This window comes from Williamsia muralis NBRC 105860, from assembly GCF_001598915.1.
Taxonomy (GTDB): Bacteria; Actinomycetota; Actinomycetes; order Mycobacteriales; family Mycobacteriaceae; genus Williamsia; species Williamsia muralis.
In genome coordinates, this window is sequence record NZ_BDAP01000009.1 from 73943 (window position 1) to 100540 (window position 26598).

Annotated in this window: 27 protein-coding genes; 17 read left to right on the forward strand and 10 right to left on the reverse strand. The window is 64.6% G+C overall.

Features of this window, described 5'->3' with window-relative positions:
• Positions 1–118: 118 nt before the first annotated feature.
• The 5 genes from WIMU1_RS23785 to WIMU1_RS23800 all read left to right on the forward strand — a co-directional run bounded on the left by WIMU1_RS23785 (position 119) and on the right by WIMU1_RS23800 (position 3229).
• Positions 119–997, forward strand: coding sequence for an SDR family oxidoreductase (locus tag WIMU1_RS23785; protein WP_062800817.1), 879 nt, complete (start codon positions 119–121; stop codon positions 995–997).
• A complete protein-coding gene (locus tag WIMU1_RS23790) occupies positions 994–1731 on the forward strand; it encodes an acetoacetate decarboxylase family protein (protein WP_062800818.1) in 738 nt (245 codons plus the stop codon). The genes WIMU1_RS23785 and WIMU1_RS23790 overlap by 4 nt, the downstream gene beginning before the upstream one ends.
• Positions 1732–1738: 7 nt before the next feature.
• Positions 1739–2059, forward strand: coding sequence for a DivIVA domain-containing protein (locus tag WIMU1_RS23795; RefSeq protein WP_023963301.1), 321 nt, complete (start codon positions 1739–1741; stop codon positions 2057–2059).
• 127 nt (positions 2060–2186) lie between these two features.
• A complete protein-coding gene (locus WIMU1_RS25975; RefSeq protein ID WP_023963302.1) occupies positions 2187–2354 on the forward strand; it encodes a DUF3117 domain-containing protein in 168 nt (55 codons plus the stop codon).
• A gap of 38 nt (positions 2355–2392) precedes the next feature.
• Complete coding sequence (locus WIMU1_RS23800) at positions 2393–3229, forward strand: putative RNA methyltransferase (RefSeq protein ID WP_062800820.1); 837 nt, start codon at positions 2393–2395, stop codon at positions 3227–3229.
• Here WIMU1_RS23800 and glgA read toward each other — a convergent pair.
• A complete protein-coding gene (gene glgA / locus WIMU1_RS23805) occupies positions 3202–4371 on the reverse strand; it encodes a glycogen synthase (protein ID WP_211339020.1) in 1170 nt (389 codons plus the stop codon). The two genes, WIMU1_RS23800 and glgA, sit on opposite strands and share 28 nt — an antisense overlap.
• Before the next feature lie 153 nt (positions 4372–4524).
• Between glgA and glgC the strand changes: the two genes are divergently transcribed.
• Positions 4525–5742, forward strand: a complete 1218-nt coding sequence (gene glgC / locus WIMU1_RS23810; RefSeq protein ID WP_023963305.1) for a glucose-1-phosphate adenylyltransferase — start codon at positions 4525–4527, stop codon at positions 5740–5742.
• Here glgC and WIMU1_RS23815 read toward each other — a convergent pair.
• From WIMU1_RS23815 to cofD, 3 genes are read right to left on the reverse strand one after another with little or no spacing between them, the layout of a single operon-like run.
• On the reverse strand, positions 5739–6314 hold the full coding sequence (locus WIMU1_RS23815) for an NUDIX hydrolase (RefSeq protein WP_030164022.1): 576 nt from the start codon (positions 6312–6314) through the stop codon (positions 5739–5741). The genes glgC and WIMU1_RS23815 overlap by 4 nt on opposite strands.
• Positions 6311–7654 (reverse strand): coenzyme F420-0:L-glutamate ligase, encoded by a 1344-nt coding sequence (locus WIMU1_RS23820; RefSeq protein WP_062800863.1) that lies wholly within the window; start codon positions 7652–7654, stop codon positions 6311–6313. The genes WIMU1_RS23815 and WIMU1_RS23820 overlap by 4 nt, the downstream gene beginning before the upstream one ends.
• Positions 7647–8648, reverse strand: a complete 1002-nt coding sequence (gene cofD, locus WIMU1_RS23825) for a 2-phospho-L-lactate transferase (RefSeq protein ID WP_084248532.1) — start codon at positions 8646–8648, stop codon at positions 7647–7649. The genes WIMU1_RS23820 and cofD overlap by 8 nt, the downstream gene beginning before the upstream one ends.
• Positions 8649–9115: 467 nt before the next feature.
• On the opposite strand from cofD, the gene WIMU1_RS23830 reads away from it, so the two are divergent.
• Positions 9116–9349, forward strand: coding sequence for a WhiB family transcriptional regulator (locus WIMU1_RS23830; protein WP_031333673.1), 234 nt, complete (start codon positions 9116–9118; stop codon positions 9347–9349).
• A 98-nt stretch (positions 9350–9447) separates the two neighbouring features.
• Here the strand turns inward: WIMU1_RS23830 and WIMU1_RS23835 are convergent, their stop codons facing one another.
• Positions 9448–9954 (reverse strand): metallopeptidase family protein, encoded by a 507-nt coding sequence (locus tag WIMU1_RS23835; RefSeq protein ID WP_051406720.1) that lies wholly within the window; start codon positions 9952–9954, stop codon positions 9448–9450.
• Between the two features lie 74 nt (positions 9955–10028).
• Between WIMU1_RS23835 and WIMU1_RS25980 the strand changes: the two genes are divergently transcribed.
• A complete protein-coding gene (locus tag WIMU1_RS25980; RefSeq protein WP_165842413.1) occupies positions 10029–10469 on the forward strand; it encodes a DUF3499 domain-containing protein in 441 nt (146 codons plus the stop codon).
• On the opposite strand, the gene WIMU1_RS23840 is transcribed toward WIMU1_RS25980, so the two are convergent.
• Positions 10390–11484, reverse strand: coding sequence for a phosphatase PAP2 family protein (locus WIMU1_RS23840; RefSeq protein ID WP_245968956.1), 1095 nt, complete (start codon positions 11482–11484; stop codon positions 10390–10392). The two genes, WIMU1_RS25980 and WIMU1_RS23840, sit on opposite strands and share 80 nt — an antisense overlap.
• Before the next feature lie 173 nt (positions 11485–11657).
• Between WIMU1_RS23840 and WIMU1_RS23845 the strand changes: the two genes are divergently transcribed.
• The 3 genes from WIMU1_RS23845 (at position 11658) to manA (ending at position 15502) form a co-directional block, all read left to right on the forward strand.
• Positions 11658–13070 (forward strand): phosphomannomutase/phosphoglucomutase, encoded by a 1413-nt coding sequence (locus tag WIMU1_RS23845; RefSeq protein WP_062800865.1) that lies wholly within the window; start codon positions 11658–11660, stop codon positions 13068–13070.
• Between the two features lie 75 nt (positions 13071–13145).
• Positions 13146–14270, forward strand: a complete 1125-nt coding sequence (locus tag WIMU1_RS23850) for a hypothetical protein (protein WP_062800825.1) — start codon at positions 13146–13148, stop codon at positions 14268–14270.
• On the forward strand, positions 14270–15502 hold the full coding sequence (gene manA, locus WIMU1_RS23855; protein WP_062800827.1) for a mannose-6-phosphate isomerase, class I: 1233 nt from the start codon (positions 14270–14272) through the stop codon (positions 15500–15502). Before WIMU1_RS23850 ends, manA begins: the two co-directional genes overlap by 1 nt.
• An 18-nt stretch (positions 15503–15520) precedes the next feature.
• Here manA and eccE read toward each other — a convergent pair whose 3' ends face one another.
• Positions 15521–17113 (reverse strand): type VII secretion protein EccE, encoded by a 1593-nt coding sequence (gene eccE / locus WIMU1_RS23860; protein WP_158599258.1) that lies wholly within the window; start codon positions 17111–17113, stop codon positions 15521–15523.
• Between the two features lie 225 nt (positions 17114–17338).
• On the opposite strand from eccE, the gene eccB reads away from it, so the two are divergent.
• Positions 17339–18802, forward strand: coding sequence for a type VII secretion protein EccB (gene eccB, locus WIMU1_RS23865; protein WP_062800831.1), 1464 nt, complete (start codon positions 17339–17341; stop codon positions 18800–18802).
• Between the two features lie 40 nt (positions 18803–18842).
• Here eccB and WIMU1_RS23870 read toward each other — a convergent pair whose 3' ends face one another.
• The gene (locus tag WIMU1_RS23870; protein ID WP_371850314.1) at positions 18843–19592 is read right to left on the reverse strand and encodes a TetR/AcrR family transcriptional regulator; all 750 of its coding nucleotides are present in this window, start codon (positions 19590–19592) and stop codon (positions 18843–18845) included.
• A gap of 95 nt (positions 19593–19687) precedes the next feature.
• Here WIMU1_RS23870 and WIMU1_RS23875 point away from each other — a divergent pair, with 95 nt between their 5' ends.
• The 5 genes from WIMU1_RS23875 (at position 19688) to nrdF (ending at position 24673) form a co-directional block, all read left to right on the forward strand.
• The gene (locus WIMU1_RS23875; protein WP_062800832.1) at positions 19688–20263 is read left to right on the forward strand and encodes an NADPH-dependent FMN reductase; all 576 of its coding nucleotides are present in this window, start codon (positions 19688–19690) and stop codon (positions 20261–20263) included.
• Between the two features lie 364 nt (positions 20264–20627).
• Positions 20628–20879 (forward strand): redoxin NrdH, encoded by a 252-nt coding sequence (locus tag WIMU1_RS23880; RefSeq protein ID WP_030163979.1) that lies wholly within the window; start codon positions 20628–20630, stop codon positions 20877–20879.
• A 59-nt stretch (positions 20880–20938) separates the two neighbouring features.
• Positions 20939–21439: a class Ib ribonucleoside-diphosphate reductase assembly flavoprotein NrdI gene (nrdI, locus tag WIMU1_RS23885; RefSeq protein WP_062800834.1), complete on the forward strand. Its 501-nt coding sequence runs from the start codon at positions 20939–20941 to the stop codon at positions 21437–21439.
• A complete protein-coding gene (gene nrdE, locus WIMU1_RS23890; protein WP_062800836.1) occupies positions 21415–23604 on the forward strand; it encodes a class 1b ribonucleoside-diphosphate reductase subunit alpha in 2190 nt (729 codons plus the stop codon). The genes nrdI and nrdE overlap by 25 nt, the downstream gene beginning before the upstream one ends.
• Before the next feature lie 64 nt (positions 23605–23668).
• Entirely contained in the window at positions 23669–24673 is a 1005-nt protein-coding gene (gene nrdF, locus WIMU1_RS23895; protein ID WP_062800837.1) for a class 1b ribonucleoside-diphosphate reductase subunit beta, read from the forward strand.
• A gap of 81 nt (positions 24674–24754) precedes the next feature.
• On the opposite strand, the gene WIMU1_RS23900 is transcribed toward nrdF, so the two are convergent.
• Both WIMU1_RS23900 and WIMU1_RS23905 read right to left on the reverse strand, forming a co-directional pair.
• Complete coding sequence (locus WIMU1_RS23900; protein WP_062800838.1) at positions 24755–25243, reverse strand: beta-class carbonic anhydrase; 489 nt, start codon at positions 25241–25243, stop codon at positions 24755–24757.
• Between the two features lie 117 nt (positions 25244–25360).
• On the reverse strand, positions 25361–26341 hold the full coding sequence (locus tag WIMU1_RS23905; RefSeq protein ID WP_158599259.1) for an ABC transporter substrate-binding protein: 981 nt from the start codon (positions 26339–26341) through the stop codon (positions 25361–25363).
• Between the last annotated feature and the right edge of the window lie 257 nt (positions 26342–26598).

The following is a 26598-nucleotide window of genomic DNA, read 5'->3' on the forward strand; positions in this document are numbered from 1 at the left end:
AAAGACGATCCACCTGCCGAGCAGGTGGATCGTCTTTGCATATGCAGCGCCCCGGTCGGCTACCGTAACTAGAACATGTTCTAGCAAGGTGTCCGTTCACACTTCGGGGAGTTGGTCGATGTCAGGTTCGATGACGGGTAAGTCCGTTCTGGTCACGGGTGGCGGCAGTGGGATCGGCGCGGGAATCGCCGGTGCACTCGCCGAGCAGGGGGCCAAGGTGACGATTGTCGGTCGCAACGCCGAGCGCCTCGGCGAGACGGCCGACAAATTCAACGCAGCACTTGTGGACGGTTCGGTGCACGCTCACGCGGGTGACATCACCGACGAGGATCAGGTCGCGCAAGCGGTGGCCGCGGCCACGGCTCTCACCGGGCGCTTGGACGGAATCGTCGCGTGCGCCGGCGGTAGCGAGACAATCGGCCCGATCACCCAGATGGACACCGCTGCGTGGAAACGCACCATCGACCTCAACCTGAACGGCACGATGTTCACCATCAAGCACGGCGGGCGCGAGCTTGTGCGGGCCGGCGGCGGGTCGATCGTGGCCATCTCGTCGATCGCGGCGAGCAACACGCACCGATGGTTCGGGGCGTACGGCGTCACCAAGTCGGGCGTCGATCACCTCGTTGCGCTGGCCGCAGACGAGTTGGGCGCCAGCAACGTTCGCGTCAACGGGATCCGGCCGGGCCTGACCCGCACCGAATTGGTGGGCATGATCGTGGACGACCCGACGCTGAGCGAGGACTACCGGGTGAGCACCCCGCTGCCTCGTGTCGGCGAGGTGGAGGACATCGCCGCGCTGGCGAGGTTCCTGCTCGGCGACGAATCGTCTTGGATCACCGGGCAGGTCATCAACGTGGACGGGGGCCAGATGCTGCGGCGTGGTCCCGACTTCAGTTCCATGCTCGAGCCTTTGTTCGGAGCCGAGGGCTTGCGCGGAGTCGTCCACACGGAGAGTGACCGAGCAGTCGAGAACACAGAGGAGGCAAGGTCATGACCACCGCACATCAGGTGTTGGGCGCCGAGGTGCAGATGCCGGTACAGGTCCGTGATGCGAGTTGCTTTGTTGCCGGGTTCACCGCCTCGGCGTCAGCGGCGCAGGCCGCGATCGACCAGACAGGGCTGCAGGTGATGCAGGTGCGCCCGGGCCGGGCGATGTGCATGCTCGTATTCGTCGATTACGTGGACGGAGATCTCGGTCCCTACAACGAATTCGGGGTGTGCCTGCTCGTCGGTGATCGGGAACGCCGTGGCGCGTCGATCGTTTCGAATCTGAGGGATCTGGCTGCCGGGCGGGCACGTGCGCTCGTGCATCGGCTTCCCGTCGACGGCGAGTTCACTCTTGCTGCGGGCCGGGGTATCTGGGGCTTCCCCAAGACACTGGCCGACTTCGATGTCGACCATCGCAGCGCCACAAAGCGGGGAGTGGTCAGCGAGGGCGGACAGATGATCGCTGCGTTGACGGTGCGGCCGGGCATCAAGGTTCCCGATTCCGGCGCCACCACGGTATTGCGTGCCTACTCACATCTCGACGGGGTCACCAGGGAGACCCCGTGGGTGCTGAACAACACCAAGGACACCCGCACCCGCATCGGCGGCGCCGATCTGCAGCTGGGTTCGCATCCGATCGCCGATGAGCTGCGAAGCCTGAAGCTGGGACGTCGGGCATTGATGACATCGTCTGTCGGCCACCTGGAGATGACGTTCGAGGACGCCGAGCGGGTGTCATAGTGGATGGGTGCTGACGTTACTGCTCTACCTGCTGATCATGATCGCCGTGATCGGTGTCGTGTTCGCCGTTGTCTGGGTGGTGTTCGGGCGGTCGGAAGACCTTCCGCCCCTTGAACCGGGCACCACACTGACGCGGCTGCCGCGCGCCGGGATCACCGGTGACGACATCCGGTCCCTGCGGTTCGCACAGGTGACCCGCGGCTACAAAGCGGGCGAAGTGGACTGGGCCCTGGAGAAGCTCGCCAGGGAAATCGATGAACTCAGGTCGGCGCTTTACCGGCTCCAGGCGCGTGACGAGGTCGAAAGCCCAGCGCAAGAGGCAGAATAACCCGTCAGTAGTCCGTACTATAGAAGCCGACCAGCGTATAACCGCGCGGTGTCAACGGATATTGGCACCGACCGAATAAGATCAGACTTCGACGCCGACTGCGGCAGCGAATCTGAAGGGAGCAGAGATGGCGGCGATGAAGCCACGGACCGGGGACGGTCCCCTTGAAGCAACCAAGGAAGGGCGAGGAATCGTTGTACGCATCCCCATCGAGGGTGGCGGCCGACTGGTTGTCGAGCTGACCTCGGACGAGGCAGCGGCATTGGGTGAAGAACTGCGTGGGGTGACCGCCTGATCCGGTGACACGCAGCAACAACAAGGAGACGATCGACCATGCTTTCTGCAGTGGTCGATCTCTTGTGTTGTCCGGTGTGCCGGGCACCATTCGAGTGCGCCGACCGCACTCTCTGGTGCACCGGCGGCCATAGTTTTGACATCTCGAAGCAGGGATACGTCAGCCTGCTCGGGGGCGGGGGGAGCAGTTTTCGTTCGGACACCGCCGAGATGCTCGGCGCCCGAACAAGATTCTTGAACGCGGGTTTCTACGACCCGATTCTCTCCGCGGTACGCGATCAGTGCGCGCCTGGCGCAACGATTCTCGATGTGGGTGCGGGTACCGGGCACTACCTGTCGGCCGCGGTCGATGCGTCGGGCGGGCGCGGCGTCGGCATCGACCTCTCGAAGATCGCGGCGCGGCAACTCGGTCGGCTGCCCGGGGAGATCGGTGCCGTCGTCGCTGATGGCTGGCAACCCTTTCCGGTCGCCGATCAGGTGATCGACCTTGCGTTGTCGGTGTTCTCGCCACGCAACATACCCGAGTTCGCGCGAGTGCTCAGGGCCGACGGCAAGCTGGTGGTGGTGACCCCGACACCTCGCCACCTGCGCGAACTGGTAGATGCCGTGGGCATGATCGGTGTGGACAAGGACAAGTCCGAGCGGATCGGCAACAGCATGGCGGGCACCTTCGTCCGCATCGAACGCACCCTGGTCGAGTACTCGGTTGCGCTGTCGCACTCGGAGATAGCCGATGTGGTCCTGATGGGTCCGTCCGCATTCCATCTGACAACAGGCGATGTCGCCGCGAAGCTCTCCGGTCTGCCCGACCCGCTGTCGGTGACGGTGTCGACGACCGTCCAGGTGTATCAGCCTGTGGCGCAGACGGTTTCGTAGATCGACAGCGTCTGCTCGGCGATCGAGTCCCACGAGAATTCGGCTATGGCGCGTTCGCGGCCGGCTGCACCCATGGCGGCGGCCTGAACCGGGTCTGCGACCACGCGATTCACCGCCGCGGCAAGATCGTGCTCGAAGTCGCGGGTGTTGTCCGCGCTGTAATGCACCAGTAGGCCGGTGACCTCGTCTCGGACCACCTCAGGGATGCCACCGACGTCCGAGGCCACCACCGCGGTTCCGCATGCCATGGCTTCCAAGTTGACGATTCCCAGTGGCTCATAGATCGACGGGCAGATGAATACGGTTGCAGCCGAGAGGATTTCCCGCACCTTCTCGGTGGGCAACATCTCGCGCACCCAGAACACCCCCGAGCGGGCGGCGGACAGGTGCTCCACGGCTTCAGCGATCTCCGCACCGATCTCAGGGGTGTCGGGTGCGCCGGCACACAGCACCAGTTGCAGATCAGGGTCCATGTGGTGGGCTGCGGCGATCAGGTGGCGAACACCCTTCTGTCGGGTGATGCGACCGACGAACACCGCGATGGGGCGCGTCGGATCGACGCCGATGTCGGTCAGGACCGACGTCGAGTCGGCGGCGTCCACCGGGTGCCACGTGTGGGTGTCGATGCCGTTGCGGACCACATGCACCTTGTCCGGGTCGAGGCGCGGATACGCATCACACACGTCGATCCGCATACCCGAACTGACCGCGATCACTGCATCCGCGTATTCGACGGCGTTCTTCTCCACCCAGCTCGACACGCGGTACCCACCGCCGAGTTGCTCGGCTTTCCAGGGTCTGCGGGGTTCGAGTGAATGTGCGGTCAGCACATGGGGTATCCCGTGCAGCTGCGCGGCGAGGTGGCCGGCGAGCCCGGTGTACCAGGTGTGTGAGTGGGCGACCGACGCACCTTCGGCGGCCACCGCCATCCGTAGATCCGACGACAGTGTGGTGATCGCCGCGTTGGCGCCTTCGAGGCCGGGGTCGACTCCGTGGACCTGAGCGGTCTCACGCGGAGCGCCCATGCAGTGCACGTCGACCGTGGCGAGGTGGCGCAGATGGCGCACCAATTCGGTGACGTGGACTCCGGCGCCGCCGTACACTTCTGGTGGATATTCCCTGGTCATCATCGCCACGCGCATGGGTCTGACGCTAGTCGGACGAAGGCCGTAACGCCATCGGTGCACTTCAATCCCGCCGTGTGATCAGAAGTTGTGTCGCGATAGCGCAAGCGATTTCGAAACTCTCGCCTGTTGTCTCTGGCCGCGACGTCACTTGACGGATAGGTTTAAGGGGTGATTTCACAGCGCCACGTCCTCGGGATCGTCCTCGCCGGCGGCGAGGGGAAACGACTCTTTCCGTTGACGATGGACCGCGCCAAGCCCGCCGTGCCGTTCGGTGGCGGATACCGGCTCATCGACTTCGTCCTCAGTAACCTCGTCAACGCCGGGTATTCGCGGCTGTGCGTGCTCACGCAGTACAAGTCGCACTCGCTCGACCGCCACATCTCGCAGACCTGGCGGCCATCGGGGTTCAACGGCGAATACATCACGCCTGTGCCGGCGCAGCAACGGCTCGGACCCCGCTGGTACACCGGCAGCGCCGATGCGATCTTCCAGTCGTTGAACCTGGTCTACGACGAGGAGCCCGAGTACATCGTCGTGTTCGGCGCCGACCACGTCTACCGGATGGATCCCGAGCAGATGGTCGAGGCCCACATCGCTTCTGGTGCCGAGTGCACGGTGGCGGGCATCCGGGTTCCGCGTGCGGAGGCCGTGGCGTTCGGCTGTATCGATTCCGACGACAGCGGCAAGATCACCCAGTTCCTCGAGAAGCCCGCCGATCCGCCCGGCACCCCGGACGATCCGGACGCGACGTTCGCATCGATGGGCAACTACGTCTTCACGGCCGACGCCTTGGTGAGGGCGATCAAGGCCGACGCCGACAACCCCGACTCCGACCACGACATGGGCGGCGACATCATCCCGGCCTTCGTCGACCGCGGTGAGGCGTTCGTCTACGACTTCAAGGACAACCAGGTGCCCGGGGCCACCGACCGCGACCGCGGATACTGGCGCGACGTCGGCACCCTCGACGCCTTCTACGACGCCCACATGGACCTGGTGTCGGTGCACCCGATCTTCAACCTCTACAACCGGCGCTGGCCCATCCACGGCTCCGCGGACTATCTGGTGGCGCCTGCGAAGTTCGTCCAGGGGGGCCTCGCGCAGGAGTCGATGGTGGGGGCGGGGAGCATCATCTCTGCAGCCACCGTTCGCAACTCTGTCCTGAGTTCCAACGTGATCGTCGAAGACGGTGCCACCGTCGAAGGCAGCGTGCTGATGCCGGGTGTGCGGATCGGTAAAGGGGCGGTCGTGCGAAAGGCCATCCTGGACAAGAACGTCGTGGTGTCAGACGGCGAGATCGTCGGCGTCGACGAACAACGTGACCGCGAGCGCTTCGCTTTCAGCAACGGCGGCGTCGTGGCCATCGGCAAGGGCGTACGGGTCTAGCGACCGGATGCAGCGCTGAGCGCTGCGTCGATCAGCGCCGGTATGGCGGGGTGTTCGGTGTTCTCGGGCAGGGCGTCGATGGGCCACCAATCCAGATCCACCGACTCGTCGCTGCGGACGATGGCAGGCAGGGTGCCGTCGGCATTGTCGGCGGCAAACGCCGCGAACCGTAGGTCGAGGTGCCGGGTGGGTACACCCAGCGAGCAGGTGATCGGGTGCGTGTGAATCTGGACCAGCTCCGGTACGACGTCGAGGCCGGCGATCCCGGATTCCTCCCGCGCCTCGCGAGTGGCGACGTCGGCGATGGTCTCGTCAGTGTCCTCGCAATGCCCACCGAGCTGGATCCACTTGCCGACCCGGGGATGCAAGGTGAGCAGCACGTGGGTACGGGCCGCGTTTATCACGATGGTCGACGCGGTGATGTGCCCCGCCGCACTCTCGCGAAGGCACCCGCGCGGTGCGGCCGCCAGGAACGCGAGCACGGTGTGACGTAACGAATCCTGGTGCGGGTCAGGTGCCTGCCACCCGGTGAGCAGTTCGGTGGTCGACCGGTGCAGGCTCTGGGCGCTCACAGTTCCACCACCAGGTCGTCGACGTTTGCGGGTGACCTCGGTTCGAGCCGGTCGGCGGGGAATCCGATGGCGACCGTGCCCAGCGGTTCCCAGTCGGCAGGGAGCCCGAGCTCGGCTCTCACCACGTCCGGCGCGAAGATCGTCGATCCCACCCAGCAACTCCCGACATCACGCACGGCCAGGGCAACGAGCAGGCCTTGCACGGCGGCGCCGGCGGCCACGGTGAACATCGTGTGCTCGGCCGCCGTCCTCCGGGCGTCCGGATAGTCGTGCCGCCCATCGCCTGTCAGCACGGGAATGACGACTTCTGGCGCCCGATAGAGCAATTGGCCGCGCGCCACCCTCTTGCTGATCGACGATTCGGTCTTGCCGTCTTCGGTCAGGTCGTGATGCCACTGGAGCGCCATGGCGTCCAGCAACGCAACGCGACGGGTGCGGTCGCGCAGCCACACGAAGCGCACCGGACGGCTGTGGTGCGGTGCAGGTGCGGTCAGGGCGTCGGCGAACGCTGCCCTCATCACGTCGGCCGGTACCGGTTCGTCGGTGAAATCACGGACCGACCTGCGCATGAGGAGCGCTTGCCGTCGACCCACATCGATGGCTTCGGCAGTACCCAACCAGAACAGGTCTTCCTCGCCGGGGCGAAGGAGATCCCTTGCGGTGGTGCCGTTTTCGCGCGGAGTCAGACCACGCACCACGGCCACCGGGATCTCGCCCAGTTTGCCCTTGACGAGATCGGCGGCAGCGGCGAGTTCGTCGGCGACGGCGATGTCGGTGACGATCAGCGGATTGCCGTACTCGTCGACCGAACCCTCGTACGGGTGGGTGACAGCGATACCTGCGGCTCCGATTGCCACGTCGGTCTGTCCGACCCGCCAGGCCCGTCCCATCGTGTCTGTGATCAACACGGCCACGTCGATGCCCAGCCGGTCGCGCAGGGACGCGCGCAGGGCCGCAGCGCTGGCGTCAGGATCGGTGGGAAGCAGGGCCAATTCGTCACCGTCGACGTTGGAGCCGTCGACGCCCGATGCCGCCTGGACGATGCCGAGCTTGTTCTCGGTGATCAGTGTGCGGCCCTTGCGGGCCACCACCCGCACCGCTTCGGAGTCCACGAGGGCGCGACGGGCGATGTCGCGAGCTTCCGGCTCGGTGGGGGCCGGCACCATCCGGCCCTCGACCTTCGAGATGATCTTGCTGGTCACCACCAAGATGTCGCCGGTACGCAACCAATCGGCCGCCGTTGCCAACGCACCGGCGAGGTCGTCACCCGCCCGGAACCGCGGCAGGCCGGTGATCGGCAGGATCTGGATCGTCCCACCGGCGGCGTGGTCCTCATCCATGCGCCACACCCACGAGATCACATGCGTCGCGGACCATCTGGGCCGTCGTCTCGGGATTGCTCATCAGCAGGGGAACAGACGCGACCGTCACTCCGGGAATGTCGGCGGTGTCTCCCTGTGCGATGAGCCACCCGTCGAGGATGCCGTTGCCGCTACGCGCTCCATAGTGCCGACCGACACCTTCGGGACTCGTCTCGACGCCGATGACCGAGAGACACTCGTCTGCCATGCCGCGCAGGGGACTGGCCCCGATGATGGGGGAGATGCCGACGACCGGTGCGGCGGTTGTCCGCAACGCTCCCCGGATGCCGGGGACCGAGAGGATTGCGCCCACACTGACCACGGGGTTCGACGGTGCCAGCAAGACGATGTCGGCATCGGCGATGGCGTCGAGAACCCCGGGCGCGGCTTTGGCATCGTCCGAACCGACCTGCGCGAACCCGTGGGTCGGGATCTGCGCCCGGTGGCGCACCCACCATTCCTGGAAGTGGATGGCGACCTTCTCGTCCTCTTCCTTGGTGACGACGACGTGGGTCTCGTGGCGGTCATCGGTGGCGGGCAACAGGCGAACGCCCGGATCCCACCGTCGGCACAACGCTGCGGTCACATCGCTGAGCCGGTAACCCGCATCGAGCATCTGCGTGCGGATCAGATGGGTCGCCAGGTCACGGTCACCCAGCCCGAACCAATCGGGGTCGGCGCCATAGGCAGCCAGTTCCTCCTTGGCGTGCCACGTCTCCCCGCGTCTGCCCCAGCCGCGCTCGGTGTCGATGCCGTCACCGAGTGTGTACATGCAGGTGTCGAGGTCCGGACAGATCCGGACCCCGTGCATCCACGCGTCGTCTCCCACGTTGACGATTGCCGTCACCTCATGGTCGGCCGGGGCGCGACCGGACGCGAGAACCTCCGGGAACGGGGTATGTCCCAGGAGTTCACGTACACCTTGCAGAAACCGGGCGCCACCGACGCCTCCGACGAGAACCGTCACCTTCACAGGGAACCAGGGTAGGCGCTTGCCGAGAGTGCCAGCGAAGTGAGCCGAGTGCACGTAACGTTGCTCACGGCGACGTCGCGCAATTTGGGGGTTTTTGCGGCGATTCGATATCCTCGCCTGACTTTTCCTCGCTCTTCGCCGTGTCGAGACAACGAAATCGGGCAGAGGGGTGATAAAGCAATTTCCCCGCTGCGCTTGACCTGGACACCCAAACCCGTGTCTAATCACATCAGTGTCATTCCCTGTTTTGACAGCGAGAATTGTTGCGGGGCACGGGGATCGATCACTTGTTCGAATCCGATTGACCAACTGCACAATTCGAAGTGAGATGAGGAGGCGGGACGATGGCTCTGGAACACATGGCTACCAACAGCCTTGAACCGCAAGTCGATTCGCAATCGAATGCATCCGAAACCAACCAAACTGAACGTCCTCGCCTGAGCCTGGTCACGTCGGCATTCGATGATATGTTCGAAGCAGTCGAAGACCAGTGGCAGGACCGTGCGCTGTGCGCACAGACCGATCCAGAAGCTTTTTTCCCTGAAAAGGGCGGTTCGACCCGGGAAGCCAAGCGCATTTGCCAGGGTTGTGAAGTACGTCCGGAATGCCTGGAATACGCGCTGCACAAAGATGAACGCTTCGGAATCTGGGGCGGCCTGTCAGAGCGCGAACGTCGCCGTATCAAGCGCGGGATCGTCTAGGTCTCTCGCTTTTCTCTGCACCCCCCGCTCTGTGAGCTCGGGGCGTCTGCTCCGAAGCCGTCGACAGACTCGGCAAGAGTGGGTCTGCTCAACGCCTCTCAGGTCGGTGGCGGATCGATCGTGTCCTCGTCGACACCGAGGTGCGCAGCGACCTGCTGCACCAGGACCTCGTGCACGAGGTCCAGGAGATCTGCACCCTTTTTCGCCCTGCTCTCCAGCGGCCGGCGGAACAACAATATGCGCGCCTTGGTGGCTCGCCCCTGCGAGTCCATGCCGGACGGGATGAGCCGGGCAAGAGGTATTGGGCCATCGGCCGTCACCTCCACCGGCCATTGAACGGTCTCGGGGTCGCGCGGAAGCATCCTCGGCACGTCGTCCACCGCGATGTCCAGATCGGTCAACCGGGCGTGCCAACGCGCGTCGATCTCGGCGAATGCCTCGAGCACCACCGCATCGAACGACTGTGACCGGCTGGTCCAGGCGGGGACGTGGGTGGGCAGCAACGTCGAACGCAGTCCGCGGCCCCGCCGATCACGGACCCGGGGCACACCACGTGAGGTTCGCCGGCGCCGCGGTCGTGCCAGCGGAGGACGAATGGGAGCCATAGAGCGCAAGTCTAGGCAGTCGCGGACGGTGTGTCCTGCTACGACCCGCCAGTCGGTCGGGATAATCTTCCTCCGTGAGGCTCCCACGTCAGTGTTCCAGGCCCGGTTGCGCCAATCCGGCGGTGGCAACTCTGACTTTTGTGTATTCGGACTCGACCGCGGTGGTCGGTCCGCTGGCGACCTCGGCCGAACCGCATTCGTGGGATCTGTGTGACACGCACGCCACCCGGATCACCGTGCCGCGGGGGTGGGAGATGTTGCGCAGTGAGGGCGGGTTCGCCCAGCCTCTGCGGGACGAAGACGATCTGACGGCTCTTGCCGAGGCTGTTCGTGAGGCAGCCGGCGGTGGGGGACTGGTGCCCCGCTCGTCGCCCGTACGTGCCGGCGAGTCGATCGGATCCCATGAGCGCCCCGTGCCTCGCGGCAACGGTTCGCTCAGCGGACCCGATCCGCTTCCTCGTCCTCGACCAGGTCGCCGCGGGCACCTTCGAGTACTGCCTGATCCTGTCGACTGAACGCTGCCTGCGAATCCGCCTGTAGCCGTCGGTCTTTGCGGTTCGTCCACGCCCGCTCGCCGTAGTGGCAACCAACCATGACGAGCGCTGCCAGGCCCCAGCCGAGGAAGAGGTCGATCACGTAGTGCTCGGCCGAATACACCAGCGTGAATGCCATCACCAGTGCGTATCCGGTGTACATCGTGCGTCCGAACGCACGGGTGCGGCCCCACATGAACATGGCCAGCAGTGCGGTGACCCCGGCGTGCAGCGACGGGATCGCGGCCACCTGGTTCGACTTCTTCTGCCCGACCTCGAGCACCTCACGGACGGGTCCGATGTGCAGTACGTCCCAACCGCGACTGGAGATGCGCTCGACGTACGGCTGTGCGCCGTCGTGCCTCGGCTGCACCGGGCCCAGCAGGCCGCCGTCGGGGGCGTCCTCGACGGGCTGGGTGATGCAGAGCGGGAACGCCGATCCGTCGGCGACCTCGGCCGGGGTGCATTTGGCCGCCGCCCATGGCGGTGCGGCAGGCACCAGGATGTAGCCGATCAACCCGATGAAGAAGATGGTGATGAGCCGCAAGACGAATCGACGCCACTGCAGACGATCTTTGAGCCACAGGAAGCCGGCGACCGCGTACGGAACGATGAAGTAGGACATGTACACGAAGCTCGTGAACACCTCCCACCACTGCGCCTCGGCCATCTTGAGGTGTTCTTGCAGCCACACGGTCGGCACGACGTGGAACATCCACCGGTCCGCGTCCACCGCGAGGTGCCACTGGGTCGGCATCCCGAGGAAGGCTGCGATACCGCGAGTGGAGTCGTAGACCGCCAGCAGCACACCGAACGGCAGCCAGTCGCGCACCACCGACAGGATGTTCCGTCGTCCGATGGATGCCGCGGCAAGCCCGAGCGCGAGGGCCACGAGAACGTACGATCGGCCGAACGACATGGTCCTGGTGGCCAGGAGCACGATGATCGTGGCGGCCCAGATGGTGACCGTCACGCGACGGACGAGGACCAGGTTCACTCTCTCGGAAATTAGACGCGCCGCCGCGAACTCGGCGAATCGGGTTCGGGCGTACCAAGATGTAACAGGGGCGTCAGTTTTTTGGGGGCTCTGCAGTTCGGTCATGATTGCGCGGCGACCCCGGTGTCGACCGAGCAGTTTTTCGCCAGTTCCAATGGATGCACATGCACCCGATGAGAAGGAGCCATTCCGTGGATCGTCCCGCACAGCTGTTCAGCCCCGAGTTGGTCAGCGCCGTCATCAAGGCCTACGACGTACGTGGTCTCGTCGGCGAACAGATCGACTCGGAGTTCGTCAGGAGCGTGGGAGCTTCGTTCGGCCGCCTCATGCGCACCGAGGGCCAGTTGGGATTGGTGGTGGGCCACGACATGCGGGAGTCGTCGCCGGAACTGGCCGCTGCCTTCGCGGACGGTGCACTGGCCGAGGGGCTGGACGTCACGATGATCGGCCTCGCGTCCACCGACCAGCTGTACTTCGCGTCGGGATTCCTGGATCGGCCCGGCGCCATGTTCACCGCGAGTCACAACCCGGCTCGGTACAACGGCATCAAACTGTGCCGCGCCGGTGCAAAACCTGTCGGTCAGGACACCGGACTGGCCACCATCTCGCGCGAGCTGGTGCACGGGGTGGACGGCACGGCGGCCCCCGAGAGCACCAGGGGAACCCTGACCGAGCGCGATGTGTTGGCGGACTATGCGGCGTATCTGCACAAGCTCGTCGATCTTTCCGGTCTGCGGCATCTGACGGTCGCCGTGGATGCGGGCAATGGCATGGGTGGTCACACAGTTCCGGTGGTCCTCGGCGGATCTGAGGCGTTCACCGTGCGTTCACTCTACTTCGAGCTGGACGGAACATTTCCCAACCACGAGGCCAACCCCCTCGATCCGAAGAACCTGGTGGACCTGCAGGCGTATGTCCGCGAGACCGGGGCCGACATCGGGCTGGCCTTCGACGGGGACGCCGACCGCTGTTTCGTGGTCGATGAGCTGGGTGAACCCGTGTCGCCGTCAGCGGTGACCGCGCTGGTGGCCGAACGCGAGCTCGCAAAGAATCCGGGCGCCATCGTGATTCACAATCTGATCACTTCACGCGCGGTTCCCGAGCTGGTCACAGAGCTGGGCGGGACGCCGGTGGTGACCCGTGTTGGGCATTCGTTCATCAAGCAGGAGATGGCCGACACCGGTGCGGTGTTCGGCGGTGAACACTCCGCGCACTACTACTTCAAGGACTTCTGGAACGCCGACTCCGGGCTGCTCGCGGCGTTGCACGTGCTTGCCGCGCTTGGTGCCTCAGATCAGCCGCTGTCGGCGATGATGGCGCGTTACGAGCGTTACAAGAGCTCAGGAGAAATCAACTCAACGGTCGACGACCAGGTCGCACGTACTGCGGCCGTTCTCGCGGATTTCGGTGACGAGATCACGGAGACCACCCGGATGGACGGCGTCACCGTGGATCTCGCAGATGGGTCCTGGTTCAATCTGCGTGCCTCCAACACCGAGCCCCTGCTGCGGCTCAACGTCGAGGCGCCGACCGCGGAGCGGGTGAACGAGCTGGTGGATCGCATCCTCGGGGTGGTGCGGGGCTGAGCAGACCGCGGTGAGGGGCGGCTCGGACGGCAATTCTTCCGCTCCCGAACGGGTGTGGACCATTAGTCTGGTCTCATGCTGACCGGAGCTCCAGACCTCGACGACGTCACCGCACTGCTCGACGCAGACGTCGACGGTCTGCTGCCCGCTTCGGCGCTGGCCGGTGCGCAGTGTCGCGCAGTGTCAGCGGCCCTCAGCGAAGGAGTTCTGGAGCCTCTGGGCCACCTACGGCCACGGGCCGTGGTGATCGTCTGTGGCGTCGGGCCGGCCGGGCGAGCGGCGGCCCTGGTTCTGGCGCTGGCCGCGCCTCATATCGACGTGCCGTTGATCAAGTCCGAAACGGTGCCGTCGTGGGTGGGTCCTCTCGACGTGGTCGTGATCGCCGGTGACGATGCCGGCGATCCCAGGCTCGCCGACGCGGCGGCCCGTGCCGGACGCCGGCAGGCCGAGGTTGTTGTCGCCGGACCCGTGGAGGGGCCACTGCGCGACGCGCTGGCCGGGCGGGTGCTGGACATGTCGCCGCGGGTTCCGGTGCCTGCGCGTTTCCGCTTCACCCACTATGTATGCGCCTACCTGGCCGTTCTCGCCGGCTTGCAATCGGTCCGGGTGACCGGCCGCCACCCCGACCTCGAAGCGCTCGCCGACCAGCTCGACACCGAAGCCGCCGGTAACCACCCCGCCAACGAGCTGTTCCACAATGCTGCAAAGGAACTGGCGGCGCGGTTGGTCGGGCATCCCACGGTATGGGCGGCCGACACCCCGGCCGCGCTGGCGCTCGCCGTGCATGCGTCGAGGAGTGTCTTCGCCAGTGCCGGGATCGTCAGTACGGCAACGGATCTCGGCGACGTGCTGGCGGCGGCACCGGTGCTGGCCAAAGGGGGCGGAGCATTGTCGCCCGACTTCGATCCCATCTTCCACGACGCGCAGATCGACGGCCCGGTCGCCGGACCGCAGGTTCGGGTACAAGTATTGACCACTCCCGATCGCGAGTGGCAGATCCGTCGTCGCCTCGGAGTGCTGCCGGATGCCGATGTGGTGACCAGTGGCCCCGCGTCTCCACCGGTCGGCGGTCAACCGGCGCCCGGCACACATGCCGACGGGCCGGCGCCAAGCGGACTGGAAGATGTTGTGCCTCTGATGATCTTGGGATTGAGGGTTGACATGGCGGGTGCCTACCTGCGGCTGGTCGGGGATCGTTGATGCGCCTGCTCGATGGTGTCGTCCGTCCCTATGCCTGGGGATCGCGTACTGCGATAGCGGCCCTGCGCGGAATGCCCACACCCAGCGCGCATCCGGAGGCCGAGTTGTGGTTCGGGGCCCACCCGGCAGCGCCCGCGATCGTTCGTGATGACGCGCGGGAGAACACACTCTTGGAAGTCATCGACGCCGATCCGCGCGCAGAACTCGGCACTCTCTGTGCCGAACGGTACGACGGGCGTCTGCCGTTCCTGATGAAGATCCTTGCCGCCGAGGAACCGTTGTCACTGCAGGCCCACCCCAGTCTGCAACAAGCCAAGGAAGGGTTCGCGCGAGAGAACGAGCGTGGCATCGATGTGGGTGCACCGGACCGCAATTACCGCGACGAGAACCACAAGCCCGAACTCGTCGTGGCACTGAGTGAATTCCACGCCCTGGCCGGCTTCCGTGACGTGCGCGAGACCGTCGACCTGCTGCGCGTGTTACAGGTTCCCGAGCTGGACAGTCACCTCGGAATGATTGCCGGCCAACCGGACTCGCAGGGTCTGCGGGCATTGTTCACCACCTGGATCACCTCGCCTGAGTCGGCCTTGTCCACTCTCATCCCGGCCGTTCTGGCCGGGGCCATCCGGTATCTCGAATCCGGGCAGGACCGCTTCGCGGCCGAGGCCCGCACCGTGCTGGAGATCGGCGAGAACTACCCGCTCGACCCTGGCGTTCTCGCTGTGCTCCTGCTCAATCGGGTCACGCTCGCGCCGGGGGAAGGCCTGTATCTCCCGGCCGGCAATCTCCATGCCTACCTCTGGGGCACCGCTGTGGAAGTGATGGCCAACTCCGACAACGTCCTTCGCGGTGGTCTCACCCCCAAACACGTCGATGTCCCCGAGTTGTTGCGCGTCCTCGACTTCACCCCGGTCGCTCCGGGCGACATCGCTCCCTCGATCCACACCTTGAACTCCGAACTGATCTACCAGACACCGGCGGCGGAGTTCAGACTGTCGAAGGTGGAACTCGACGGGACCGGTCTACGCAGGCCGTCGTCAATCCTCTTCGATGTTCCCGGTCCGCAGATTCTGCTGTGTACAACGGGTTCGATCGAACTGAGGGGTCCATCAGGTCATCTGGTGGTGCCGCAAGGTCGGGCGGCGTGGCTGGGTGACAACGATCCTGACGTCATCGTGCATGCGGCATCGGCGCACACCACATTCTTCCGAGGGTTGGTACCCGGACACTAGCCGTCCGGTTCGACGTGGTCAGACTCTTGAAGGAACCGGCAGCGTACTGCCGATGAATGCCATCTCATCCGGCGTCGCGACCATCGTCACCATTGCGCTGCCGGTGGGTGTGGCAACCCAGATGTCTTGAGGAGCGGCTTCATTCTGTTCCAGCCGGACGTCGGCCGGTTCACCCGGTGAGCCGGGAGGAACCACGGTGATCACGGTCGGAGCATCGACGGGCGCCGGTGCGACTCCATGAAAGACCGCCACGGTGTACTGACCATGGGGGTTTCGCCCTCCTGCGAGTGCGAGGAGACCCGGATCCCCGACGGCGGTGACAAATTGTTGCCAGACGGCGCCATGATCGGTGTAGACGAGGACTCGAGCGCCGACTGCGATGGCGCGCAACAACACCTGCTGAGCCAGATGTAGGCCGCCGGCGATCGACACCCGATGCGCGGGACCACCCAGCAGGTCGACCGCAACGGCCCGGCCTGCGTGGTCCGCCCCGATGAGCTGACCGCAGCCCGTTGCCGACATGGTCACATCGGACAGGGATTCGAACGGCACCGTCTGCCTACCGATCGGGGGTAGTTCGGCGGCAGCCCCCACCGGCAGACTTGCCGCGAGCGCTGTGCGCTGACGGCCGGGCAACCCGATCAACCCGGTGATCGCCGAATGATCAAGGGACGCAGAGTTGAACCGGACGAGCGTCCGCATCGCGACCTCGCCCGGACCTGCCGGCGACAATCGCATCGTCACCGTCGTGGAGATCGACGGAACGGCCCATACCGCGTCGAGGACCTCGTCGAGGTGGTCGGGATCGACCGCATACGTACGCATGCGCAACCGATCGGAGGTCACCGCATCCCAGTCTTCGCGCACCTCACCGGTGTCGGCGCCGTGGGCGAGGTGGCCGGTCGCGGCGGTGATCTGCGCCGCCGTGAGAATGCTGGCCGACAAACCCTGTCCCGCAAGCCGGTTGGCTACCCGGCGGGTCGCGATCATCGCGGTGCGTAGAGCGCCTTCGGAACCACCACCCCGACGTGCGACGGCGTCGGGACAGTGCGACGGGTCCAGTCGCAGCACAACAAGCACCGACCGATATGCGGTGGCAGGCAACGGGCCCAGCGTGCACCGGTAGACCTGGGCCACCGGCCCGGTGCCGTGAGTGCGTATCCCGTGACTGATCACATCCACCGACTCCAGGCGGATGTCGAACTGGCGAACGCATTCGGCGAGGGCAGCCAGGGGGATCGGCGGAAGGCCGCGACAACCGCTGGGGTCGAGGAAACTCAAGGTGGGTGGGGGAGTGTCGATGCGCACCACCGTGACCAGAGCCGTTCCGTCCCAACGTGCACCGATCGCATTCGATCCGGATACGGGTATGTCGAACGGTGCCTGATCCGGTTTCGAACCGTCCGACTCCGCTGCACCGATGAGCCTTCTGCGCCACAGGCCCAGTCGCAAACCGGTGCGCTCCGCCAGCGACATACGGCCCGGCAGCGCGACAAGCGTCGCGGACAACGCGATTGCCGCCGCGATCCCTGCCCACCAGAGACCGCCCACGTCGTGAGACAACACCAACGCCCCAGCGATCAGAACTTCGATCGCGACCACTACCTTCATGATCCCCCCAAGAATCATCAACACCGCACGTCATGGCCGAGCCCCGCTCGCATCCCCCCGGTTGCGATACGTCTACTGCATATGGTCGAGCTGCGCTACGTCTCCGTCGCTCTGGTCGAGCTCCGCTGCGCTACGTCTCCGTCACTCTGGTCGAGCTCCGCTGCGCTACGTCTCCGCCGGCCCAATGGTGCTATACGCTACACGCCGGGGAGATGGGGGGACGGCATGCCGGCTCAATTGACGACGAAGGCTCAGGTCAACGGATACCGCTTTTTACTGCGCAGACTCGAGCATGCGCTGATCCGTCGGGACGTGCGGATGTTGCACGACCCGATGCGGTCGCAGTTGCGGTCGCTCATGGTCGGATTGGTACTCGCGATACTGGTGCTCGCCGGCTTCGGGGTATACGGGTTGATCAAACCGCAAGGCTCCGTTGGTAAGTCGCAGATCATCATCAGCAAGAAGGCCGGCGCGATGTATGTGGTCCTGGACGGCCGTCTGCACCCTGTCCTCAACCTCGCGTCGGCGCGTTTGATCACCGGCAGCGACGAGTCCCCGAAGTCGGTCGGCGAGAAGAAGTTGACGGGATACGCCCGCGGCCCGCTTCTCGGAATCCCCGGAGCGCCCGCGGCGCTGCCCGGCCCCGCCGACACGAAACGTTCGGACTGGGTTGTCTGCGACACGACGTCGGCCGGTCAGGTCACCACCACCGTGCAAGGCGTGGCCCCCGTACTCGGCGAACAGATCCGTTCGGCCGACGGAGCGGACGGACCCGGGGACGAGGCCGTTCTCGTCTCCTCCGCGGGGCAGGTCCACTTGATCGGTGCCGGGCGCCGATCCCGCGTCGACACCGAGAGCGTGCCGGTACGCCGAGCTCTCGATCTCGACCACGCCGAGGTGCGCGAGGTCAGCTCGGGGGTCCTCAATGCCTTCCCGGAGACCGATCCCATTGCGGTGCCCGACATTTCGAATCGGGGTGCCCCTTCGGCTCTCGGTCGGGACACCCCCGTCGGATCGGTGTTCAAGGTGACAGCACTGTCGGGAGAGGCGACGTTTTATGTGGCTCTGGCGCAAGGAGTGCAGCGGATCGGTGAGGTCGCCGCTGAGATCATCCGGCAGGCCGATCGATCGGGTGCCGACACTGTGCCGACAGTCAATCCCGGCGCTCTGACAGGGGTGGAGACGGTCAGCATTCTCCCCACAGACGACTTTCCGACGGCGCCGCCACGATTCGCGGACGCCACGGCCGACCCTGTCGTATGTGCGGCCTGGTCACGGTCGGTGGACGACCACGAGGCGTCGCTACGGACACTGCTCGGTTCCGTCCTGCCGCTGAGGCCACGCGACAAGCCGGTTCCGCTCAGTGGCGCTGACGGTCCCGGCCCGGGTCTCGACGCGGCGTTCGTCACCCCCGGACGGGGACACTACATCCAGGCGACGGGATCGGAACCCGACAGCACGCGAGCCGAATCCCTTTTCTACGTCAACGATTCGGGGGTTCGTTTCGGCGTCCCCGACGCTGCGACCGCCGATGTCATCGGACTCGGACGAGATCCGCTGCCGGCCCCGTGGTCGGTCATCTCACTGCTTGCTGTGGGGCCGACACTGAACCAATACGACGCACTGGTGTCCCACGATGGCATCGCGCCGAATCTGGCCGGTGCGCAATTCGAACCACCCGGCAACTAGTCGGATCGATTCGGGATGCCCCCGATGCTGCCCAGCGAACTCAGCGTTGCGGCGGCGTGAGCGCCCGCACGAGTTCTTCCCACCGATCGCCGATCTGACCGAGGGCCATGTGGTCGTTGTGGAGCATGTGGTGGATGGCAGGCGCTTCCAGTGGTGCCAGCACCGCCATGCACATCAATTCGAGATTGCCGCGAAAACCCATCTGTGTCAGCAGCATTCGGGTGTGGGTGACCACAACGGTCCGGGTGGGATGGCTGAACCGCTGCGGCCCGGTGTCCTCGGCTTCGAGCAGTAGATCCAGGTGCGCCGCTGCCATCGCCAGACGGGCGCGGCCGAACGCGATCAACCGGTCCAACGGGTCCACCTTCTCGCCCGGGTCCCCGGGTCCCAGTGGCGCCGGGCCGGTGAGGAAGGCTTGTTGCAGCTGGATCTCGGAGTGGTTGAGGAGTGCGAGCATCAGGCCGGACCGGTTACCGAATCGACGAAAGACGGTGCCTTTGCCGACGCCGGCCTCGCGTGCGACCGCGTCCATGGTGACCGCCGACGCGCCGCACGATTCGATGAGGCGGGTCGCGGCTTCCATCAGCAGCTGACGGTTGCGAGCGGCATCGGCCCGTTCCGGCTCCTGGTCGTCGACCAGGGGGATTGCGGCAGGGTGGCGTTCGGTCAGTGTGAGGGGAAGGGGCGGTCGAGGCGCGTTGGGGGCATCGATCAACGGCAGCTCGGCGCCGGTGGCGCTGGACTGCTCGGAGTTCGCCCCGGTTGCCGGGTGCCGTGCGGGCTTTGACACACCTTGACTGTAACGCGTGCTGCGATGACGGAATTATTCGGACCATGGTCCGGTTGAGTACGCTTGTAGGTCGAATCAATCTTGGAGGAAGAGCAGTGACAAACGAGAACAGAACGGAATCGACGAAGATCGTGGTGCTGGTCGGGAGCCTGCGACGCGAGTCGGTGAACCGTGCGCTGGCGCGCGTGGCCGCGGAGAACGCGCCGGCCGACGTCGCAGTGGACGTGTACTCGGGCCTGGAACTGTTGCCGTTCTACAACGAGGACCTCGACATCGAACCGGTTGATGCCGAGGTTGCCAGGGTGCGCCGGACCGTGGGGGAGGCAGACGCTGTACTGATCGTCACCCCTGAGTACAACGGCACCATTCCGGCCGTGCTCAAGAACGCCATCGACTGGCTGTCACGGCCGTACGGCGCCGGTGCCCTCACCGGTAAGCCGGTCGGAGTGCTGGGCGCAGCGCTCGCGCAGTTCGGCGGGAAGTGGTCACACGACGACACCAGCCGATCGGTGGGTATCGCCGGAGGCCGGGTGGTCGAGGACGTCGAACTGCACCTCACCATCGGCAAGCTGGACGGCAAGCCGGTGGCCGAAGTGCCCGAGGTGGTCGATCAGCTGCGGCACGCTGTCACGGTGCTGGTCGATGCCGTCGACGCCCCCGTCGCCGCCTGAGGGCGGGGTTCGCACAGCCGACAACACCTCTGACGGACCGCCGTGGCGAGATCGATCGACTCGCCGCGGCGGTCCGTTCGTGTTCGGCGCGACATGTGACGAACGACACGCCGAGACACGCCAGATGCAGATTTTTTCGGAGCTCCCGACCTGGGACTTTCATGAATGTGATTCGCAACGTGTTGTGTCGCTCCCGAATGTCAGACACTAGGTGTAGTGTTTGGAACACTGAACGGCACGACGGGGTTGACTCTTATGAACAGCACTGACAGGCCGGCCAGATCGAGATACGAAAGACACGATTTGCTGCTCGAGGCACATTTTCGGCAGCGATAACCGGTCCGCACACAGGGAGTTCTGGGATATGACTACTTCGGCCACCGCAACGATCACCGTCTACACCAAGCCTGCTTGCGTGCAGTGCAACGCCACCTACAAGGCGCTCGACAAGAACGGTCTCGACTACGAGGTCGTCGACATCACCGAGGATTCCGAGGCCCGCGACTACGTGATGGCCCTCGGTTACCTGCAGGCGCCCGTGGTGGTCGCCGGTGACAGCCACTGGTCAGGATTCCGTCCGGATCGCATCAAGGCGCTCGTCGCAGCCGCAGCCTGATCCACGTCGTCTCATCATTTTCTAGCTCTACCGTCAGCACCATCGCGGAGGTCGGGACATTGGGGAAGATTCCCGTACATTCCGCGGAGGCAGGATCCGATGGCCCCCCGCTGATCGTGTACTTCTCGAGCGTCTCGGAGAACACACACCGATTTGTCGAGAAGCTCGGTCTTCGGGCGGTCCGGATCCCCCTGTTCGACCCCGAGGGCACGTTCGTCGTCGATGAGCCCTACGTCATGATCTGCCCCACCTATGGGGGTGGGAAGGCGTCAGGAGAGCCCGGCGGATTCGTTCCCAAGCAGGTCATCAAGTTTCTGAACAACAAACACAACCGTTCGCTGATCACCGCGGTCATCGCGGCAGGGAATACCAATTTCGGTGAAGAGTTCTGCCTCGCAGGCAACATCATCTCGAACAAATGCCAGGTGCCGTACCTGTACCGGTTCGAGCTGATGGGCGACGCCGAAGACGTAGAGCGAGTCCGCACCGGCCTCCATCAATTCACACTCGATCAACTCGCACAGGAGCCAGCACAGTGTCGCCAACCGCAACCGCAGTAGAGACCTCGGCAAGCAAGTCAGGCGCACATGCCGACCCGTCGGGGCACAACCCGGGTGAGATGGACTACCACTCGCTCAACGCGATGCTGAACCTGTACGACGCAGACGGCAAGATCCAGTTCGAGAAGGACCGCGAAGCGGCCAACCAGTACTTCCTGCAGCACGTCAACCAGAACACCGTCTTCTTCCACAACCTGGAAGAGAAGCTCAAGTACCTCGTCGAGGAAAACTATTACGAGCCAGAGGTTTTGGCGAAGTACGACCGCGAGTTCGTCAAGGGGCTCTTCGATCACGCCTACAGCAAGAAGTTCCGGTTCCCGACCTTCTTGGGCGCGTTCAAGTACTACACCTCGTACACGCTGAAGACGTTCGACGGTAAGCGTTACCTCGAGCGATTCGAGGATCGAGTGTCGATGGTGGCGTTGACCCTCGCCGACGGTGACACCGCGCTGGCCCGTCACCTTGTGGACGAGATCATCGAAGGTCGCTTCCAGCCGGCAACCCCCACCTTCCTCAACTCTGGCAAGAAGCAGCGCGGCGAACCGGTGTCGTGCTTCCTGCTCCGCATCGAAGACAACATGGAATCGATCGGGCGCTCGATCAACTCCGCACTGCAGCTCTCCAAGCGCGGCGGCGGAGTGGCCTTGCTGCTGAGCAACATTCGCGAGCACGGTGCCCCGATCAAGAAGATCGAGAACCAGAGCTCGGGTGTCATCCCCATCATGAAGCTGCTCGAGGACTCGTTCAGCTACGCCAATCAGCTCGGTGCCCGGCAGGGTGCGGGCGCGGTGTACCTGCATGCGCACCATCCCGACATCTACCGCTTCCTCGACACCAAGCGCGAGAACGCGGACGAGAAGATCCGCATCAAGACGCTGTCGCTGGGTGTGGTGATCCCTGACATCACCTTCGAGCTGGCCAAGCGCAACGACGACATGTACCTGTTCAGCCCGTACGACGTGCAGCGCATCTACGGTGTGCCGTTCGCTGACATCAACGTCAGCGAGAAGTACCACGAGATGGTCGAAGACCGTCGTATTCGCAAGACCAAGATCAAGGCACGTGAGTTCTTCCAGACGCTGGCCGAGCTACAGTTCGAATCGGGCTACCCGTACATCATGTTCGAGGACACGGTGAACCGCGCCAACCCGATCGACGGCAAGATCACCCACTCCAACCTGTGCTCGGAGATCCTGCAGGTCTCCACGGCCTCGGAGTTCAACGACGACCTGTCCTACGCCAACATCGGCAAGGACATCTCGTGCAACCTGGGCTCGCTGAACATCGCCAAGACGATGGATTCGCCCGACATCGCGCACACCATCGAGACCGCGATCCGCGGGCTCACGGCCGTGTCGGATCAGACCGCGATCACGTCGGTGCCTTCGATCCAGAAGGGCAACAACGAATCACACGCCATCGGCCTCGGGCAGATGAACCTGCACGGCTACCTGGCGCGGGAGCGGGTCTACTACGGATCGCCCGAAGGTATCGACTTCACGAACATCTACTTCTACACCGTGCTCTTCTACGCGCTGCGCGCATCGAACCGCATCGCCAAGGAGCGCGGTAAGGCGTTCGGTGGATTCGAGCGGTCGAAGTACGCGACCGGCGAGTTCTTCGACAAGTACACCGACCGCACCTGGGCGCCGGAGACCGACAAGGTCCGAGAGATGTTCGGGCAGGCCGGGATCGCGATCCCCACGCAGGACGACTGGCGTGAGCTGAAGGCGTCCGTGCAGGAGCATGGCATCTACAACCAGAACCTGCAGGCCGTTCCGCCGACGGGTTCGATCAGCTACATCAACCATTCGACCAGCTCGATCCACCCGGTTGCCGCCAAGGTGGAGATCCGCAAAGAGGGCAAGATCGGGCGCGTCTACTACCCGGCCCCCTATATGGACAACGACAACCTGGACTACTACCAGGACGCGTACGAGATCGGCTACGAGAAGATCATCGACACGTACGCCGCAGCCACCCAGCACGTGGACCAGGGGCTGAGTCTCACGTTGTTCTTCAAGGACACCGCGACCACTCGCGACGTGAACAAGGCGCAGATCTACGCATGGCGCAAGGGAATCAAGACGCTGTATTACATCCGGCTGCGTCAGATGGCTCTCGAGGGCACCGAGGTGGAGGGTTGCGTCTCCTGCATGCTGTAGTAGCTGTCTCGATGTGTTTGGCCGACAACAACTTTCATGATGAAGAACTCGTAAGCGAGGAACGATGACGTCCACTCAGAGCCATTCGCCGGCCGACGGAGCACCGATCAAACTGGTCAGCCGGGTCTCGGCGATCAACTGGAACCGGGTTCCCGACGAGAAAGATGCCGAGGTGTGGGACCGCCTCACCGGTAACTTCTGGCTACCGGAAAAGGTGCCGGTGTCCAACGACATCCCGTCATGGGGCACCCTCACCGAGGTCGAGAAGCAGCTCACCATGCGGGTTTTCACCGGTCTGACGCTCCTCGACACCATTCAGGGCACCGTCGGCGCCGTCAGCCTGATCCCGGACGCCACCACCCCTCACGAAGAGGCGGTGCTCACCAACATCGCGTTCATGGAGTCGGTGCACGCCAAGAGCTACAGCTCCATCTTCTCCACCCTGTGCTCCACCAAGGACATCGACGAGGCGTTCCGCTGGTCCGAAGAGAACCAGTACGTGCAGACCAAGGCGCGCATCGTCATGGACTACTACCGCGGCGATGATCCCCTCAAGCGCAAGGTGGCCTCCACGCTGCTCGAGTCGTTCCTGTTCTACAGCGGCTTCTATCTGCCGATGTACTGGTCGTCGCGAGCCAAGCTCACCAACACCGCTGACCTGATCCGGCTGATCATCCGTGACGAAGCGGTGCATGGTTACTACATCGGCTACAAGTACCAGCGGGCGCTGGAAACCCAGACGCCAGAGCGCCGTCAGGAGATGAAGGACTACACCTTCGAGTTGCTCTTCGAGCTGTACGACAACGAAACCGATTACACCGAAGAGCTTTACGACGATGTCGCCTTGAGCGAAGACGTCAAGAAGTTCCTGCGGTACAACGCCAACAAGGCGCTCATGAACCTGGGCTATGAGGCGATGTTCCCTCGGGACGAGACAGACGTGAACCCGGCGATCCTGTCGGCCCTGTCACCGAACGCGGACGAGAACCACGACTTCTTCTCCGGCTCGGGCAGCTCGTACGTCATCGGCAAGGCCGTCAACACCGAAGACGAAGACTGGGAGTTCTGACCCACGCCAGAATTCGCTCCACTTATGACAAAACGCTCCGGCCGCAACCGGAGCGTTTTGTCGTAGGTGGAGCGAATCTGCTCAGCTGACCTCGTTGAGTTTCCCGGTGGCGACGTCGAACACGAACCCGCGCAACGACGTCGTCTTGGTGATGAACGGGGACTTCTCGATCCGCGCCACCGACTGCCGCACGTCTTCGTCCAAGTCGCCGAACGCCTCGGCAGCCCACGCCGGCTTCACGCCGACCTCGTCCTGGATGGCTCGTTTGAAGTCGTCGTCGGTGAACGTCAGCATGCCGCAGTCGGTGTGGTGGATCAGGATGATCTCGGTGGTACCGAGCAGCCGCTGACTGATGGCGAGTGACCGGATCTCATCGTCCGTGATCACACCGCCGGCATTGCGGATGACATGTGCCTCACCGGGATTGAGGCCGAGAATGCCGTAGACATCGAGCCTGGCGTCCATGCATGCGACGACGGCGACGTGCTTGCTGGGTGGAAGGGGCAGGGGACCGGAGAAGTCGGCCGCGTACGCGCGATTGTTGTCCAGGTAGTCATCGGTGACGGTCATGCACTCATGCTCATGGGTGCATGATCGCGCGGACAGAGTTGCAGCCACGAAGATTCCAACGCAGTCCGCCGCCATGATCAGGCCGAACGCCTTCGTCGAACCTGGTGAACGGGAGTCTTACACCAGTGAGTTGCCGACGTTGAAGAGCACTATGTTCGCCGCCGTCAGTCCTCCCGAGCCGAACCAGACCTCGTCCTCCACGATGCGCACGCGTCCCCAGCTCGGTGCACCCATGTCGCGCCATCGATCGCTCTCGAGGACCGAGGTGCCGTGCTCCAGCCCGGCAGGCCCATCGAATCCGACGTAGATGACATCTCCGTCGGCAATCTCGAAGTTCTTGTCGTCTAGCGGCGTCGGCTCCGGCTCACGCTGACCGGGCGGACGTTGCACACCCATGTCGGTCAGGACGCTCGCGGCGAACCCCCCGGTGCCCTCCACCGTCTCGGAGTCCTTGCCGAACCGCACGAGAGAGGCCTGGTTGTATCGCGCACCGAGTCGGTCGCCGGTGGTCTTGGCGGCGTCTTCGTAGGCCTGCAGTCGTTGCTCGCCCGCGTCACCGCGGCCCACCGCCTCGGCGACCGCCGAGAACCGCTCCTGCCAGTCCTGCGCCGGATCGATCTGGACGGTCCGGACCGAGCCCACGGCACCGTCGAGTGGGGATTCGCCGACCGTCAGCAGGAGGTCAGGTTTGCTCGCGGCCGCCCGTGCGACGTCTGGCCGGCTCTTTTCACCGACGGTGGGAAGGTCCTGCACCGCTGCGCCCATGAACGAGGGGAGTGAGCCGCCGACAGTGGTGGATGCGACCACTTTGCCCTGTACGCCGAGCGCACACAGAGCGTCGAGGAGGCTCGGGTCCGCGACCAGGATGCGACTGGGGTCGGGGGCTCCGGAGTCGGCCGGCGCAGGTGTCTGACATGTCTGGTTCTTGTCGCGATCGGGGTCCGCGAGATCGACCGAGGCGATGCGTGTCGTCGTCTTCACGATCGACCCTTCGCCCTCGGGGACGGACGAGTCGAGGCATCCACTCACACCTGCGCTGACCAGGGCGGCAAGCGCAAGAGTCGCCAGGGCGCGACGGCGACGGATCACTTCGCTCACAGGTTCTCTTCCACTCTTCGGTTGCGGCCCGATGACGGCTGAATCCCGAACAAACTAGCACTGCTCCGCCGGGTGGAGACCGATGTCGAAAGCCGCGTTTGCCCACCCCCGGATCGACTACGACAGTTCGTAGGACCCGATCGGCTGCGGGCCGTATGAGGGTCTAGGATCAACATCAGCGCACATTCATGGCCGTCGCTCCAACGTCCTCCGCGGAACACACTTCCGCACCTGACGCAGGCGAGAGGCCACGCAGG

Excerpts from the sequence above, each read along its gene's own strand:
- WIMU1_RS23900 (WP_062800838.1), bottom strand. The coding sequence starts at position 25,243 with ATGACCGTCACCGATGACTACCTGGACAACAATCGCGCGTACGCGGCC.
- WIMU1_RS23820 (WP_062800863.1), bottom strand. The coding sequence starts at position 7,654 with ATGGATGAGGACCACGCCGCCGGTGGGACGATCCAGATCCTGCCGATC.
- WIMU1_RS23835 (WP_051406720.1), bottom strand. The coding sequence starts at position 9,954 with ATGGCTCCCATTCGTCCTCCGCTGGCACGACCGCGGCGCCGGCGAACC.
- eccE (WP_158599258.1), bottom strand. The coding sequence starts at position 17,113 with ATGAAGGTAGTGGTCGCGATCGAAGTTCTGATCGCTGGGGCGTTGGTG.
- WIMU1_RS23845 (WP_062800865.1), top strand. The coding sequence starts at position 11,658 with ATGAGAAGGAGCCATTCCGTGGATCGTCCCGCACAGCTGTTCAGCCCC.
- WIMU1_RS23850 (WP_062800825.1), top strand. The coding sequence starts at position 13,146 with ATGCTGACCGGAGCTCCAGACCTCGACGACGTCACCGCACTGCTCGAC.
- eccB (WP_062800831.1), top strand. The coding sequence starts at position 17,339 with ATGCCGGCTCAATTGACGACGAAGGCTCAGGTCAACGGATACCGCTTT.
- WIMU1_RS23785 (WP_062800817.1), top strand. The coding sequence starts at position 119 with ATGTCAGGTTCGATGACGGGTAAGTCCGTTCTGGTCACGGGTGGCGGC.
- WIMU1_RS25975 (WP_023963302.1), top strand. The coding sequence starts at position 2,187 with ATGGCGGCGATGAAGCCACGGACCGGGGACGGTCCCCTTGAAGCAACC.
- manA (WP_062800827.1), top strand. The coding sequence starts at position 14,270 with ATGCGCCTGCTCGATGGTGTCGTCCGTCCCTATGCCTGGGGATCGCGT.
- glgA (WP_211339020.1), bottom strand. The coding sequence starts at position 4,371 with ATGCGCGTGGCGATGATGACCAGGGAATATCCACCAGAAGTGTACGGC.
- WIMU1_RS23800 (WP_062800820.1), top strand. The coding sequence starts at position 2,393 with ATGCTTTCTGCAGTGGTCGATCTCTTGTGTTGTCCGGTGTGCCGGGCA.
- nrdF (WP_062800837.1), top strand. The coding sequence starts at position 23,669 with ATGACGTCCACTCAGAGCCATTCGCCGGCCGACGGAGCACCGATCAAA.
- WIMU1_RS23880 (WP_030163979.1), top strand. The coding sequence starts at position 20,628 with ATGACTACTTCGGCCACCGCAACGATCACCGTCTACACCAAGCCTGCT.
- WIMU1_RS23790 (WP_062800818.1), top strand. The coding sequence starts at position 994 with ATGACCACCGCACATCAGGTGTTGGGCGCCGAGGTGCAGATGCCGGTA.
- WIMU1_RS23830 (WP_031333673.1), top strand. The coding sequence starts at position 9,116 with ATGTTCGAAGCAGTCGAAGACCAGTGGCAGGACCGTGCGCTGTGCGCA.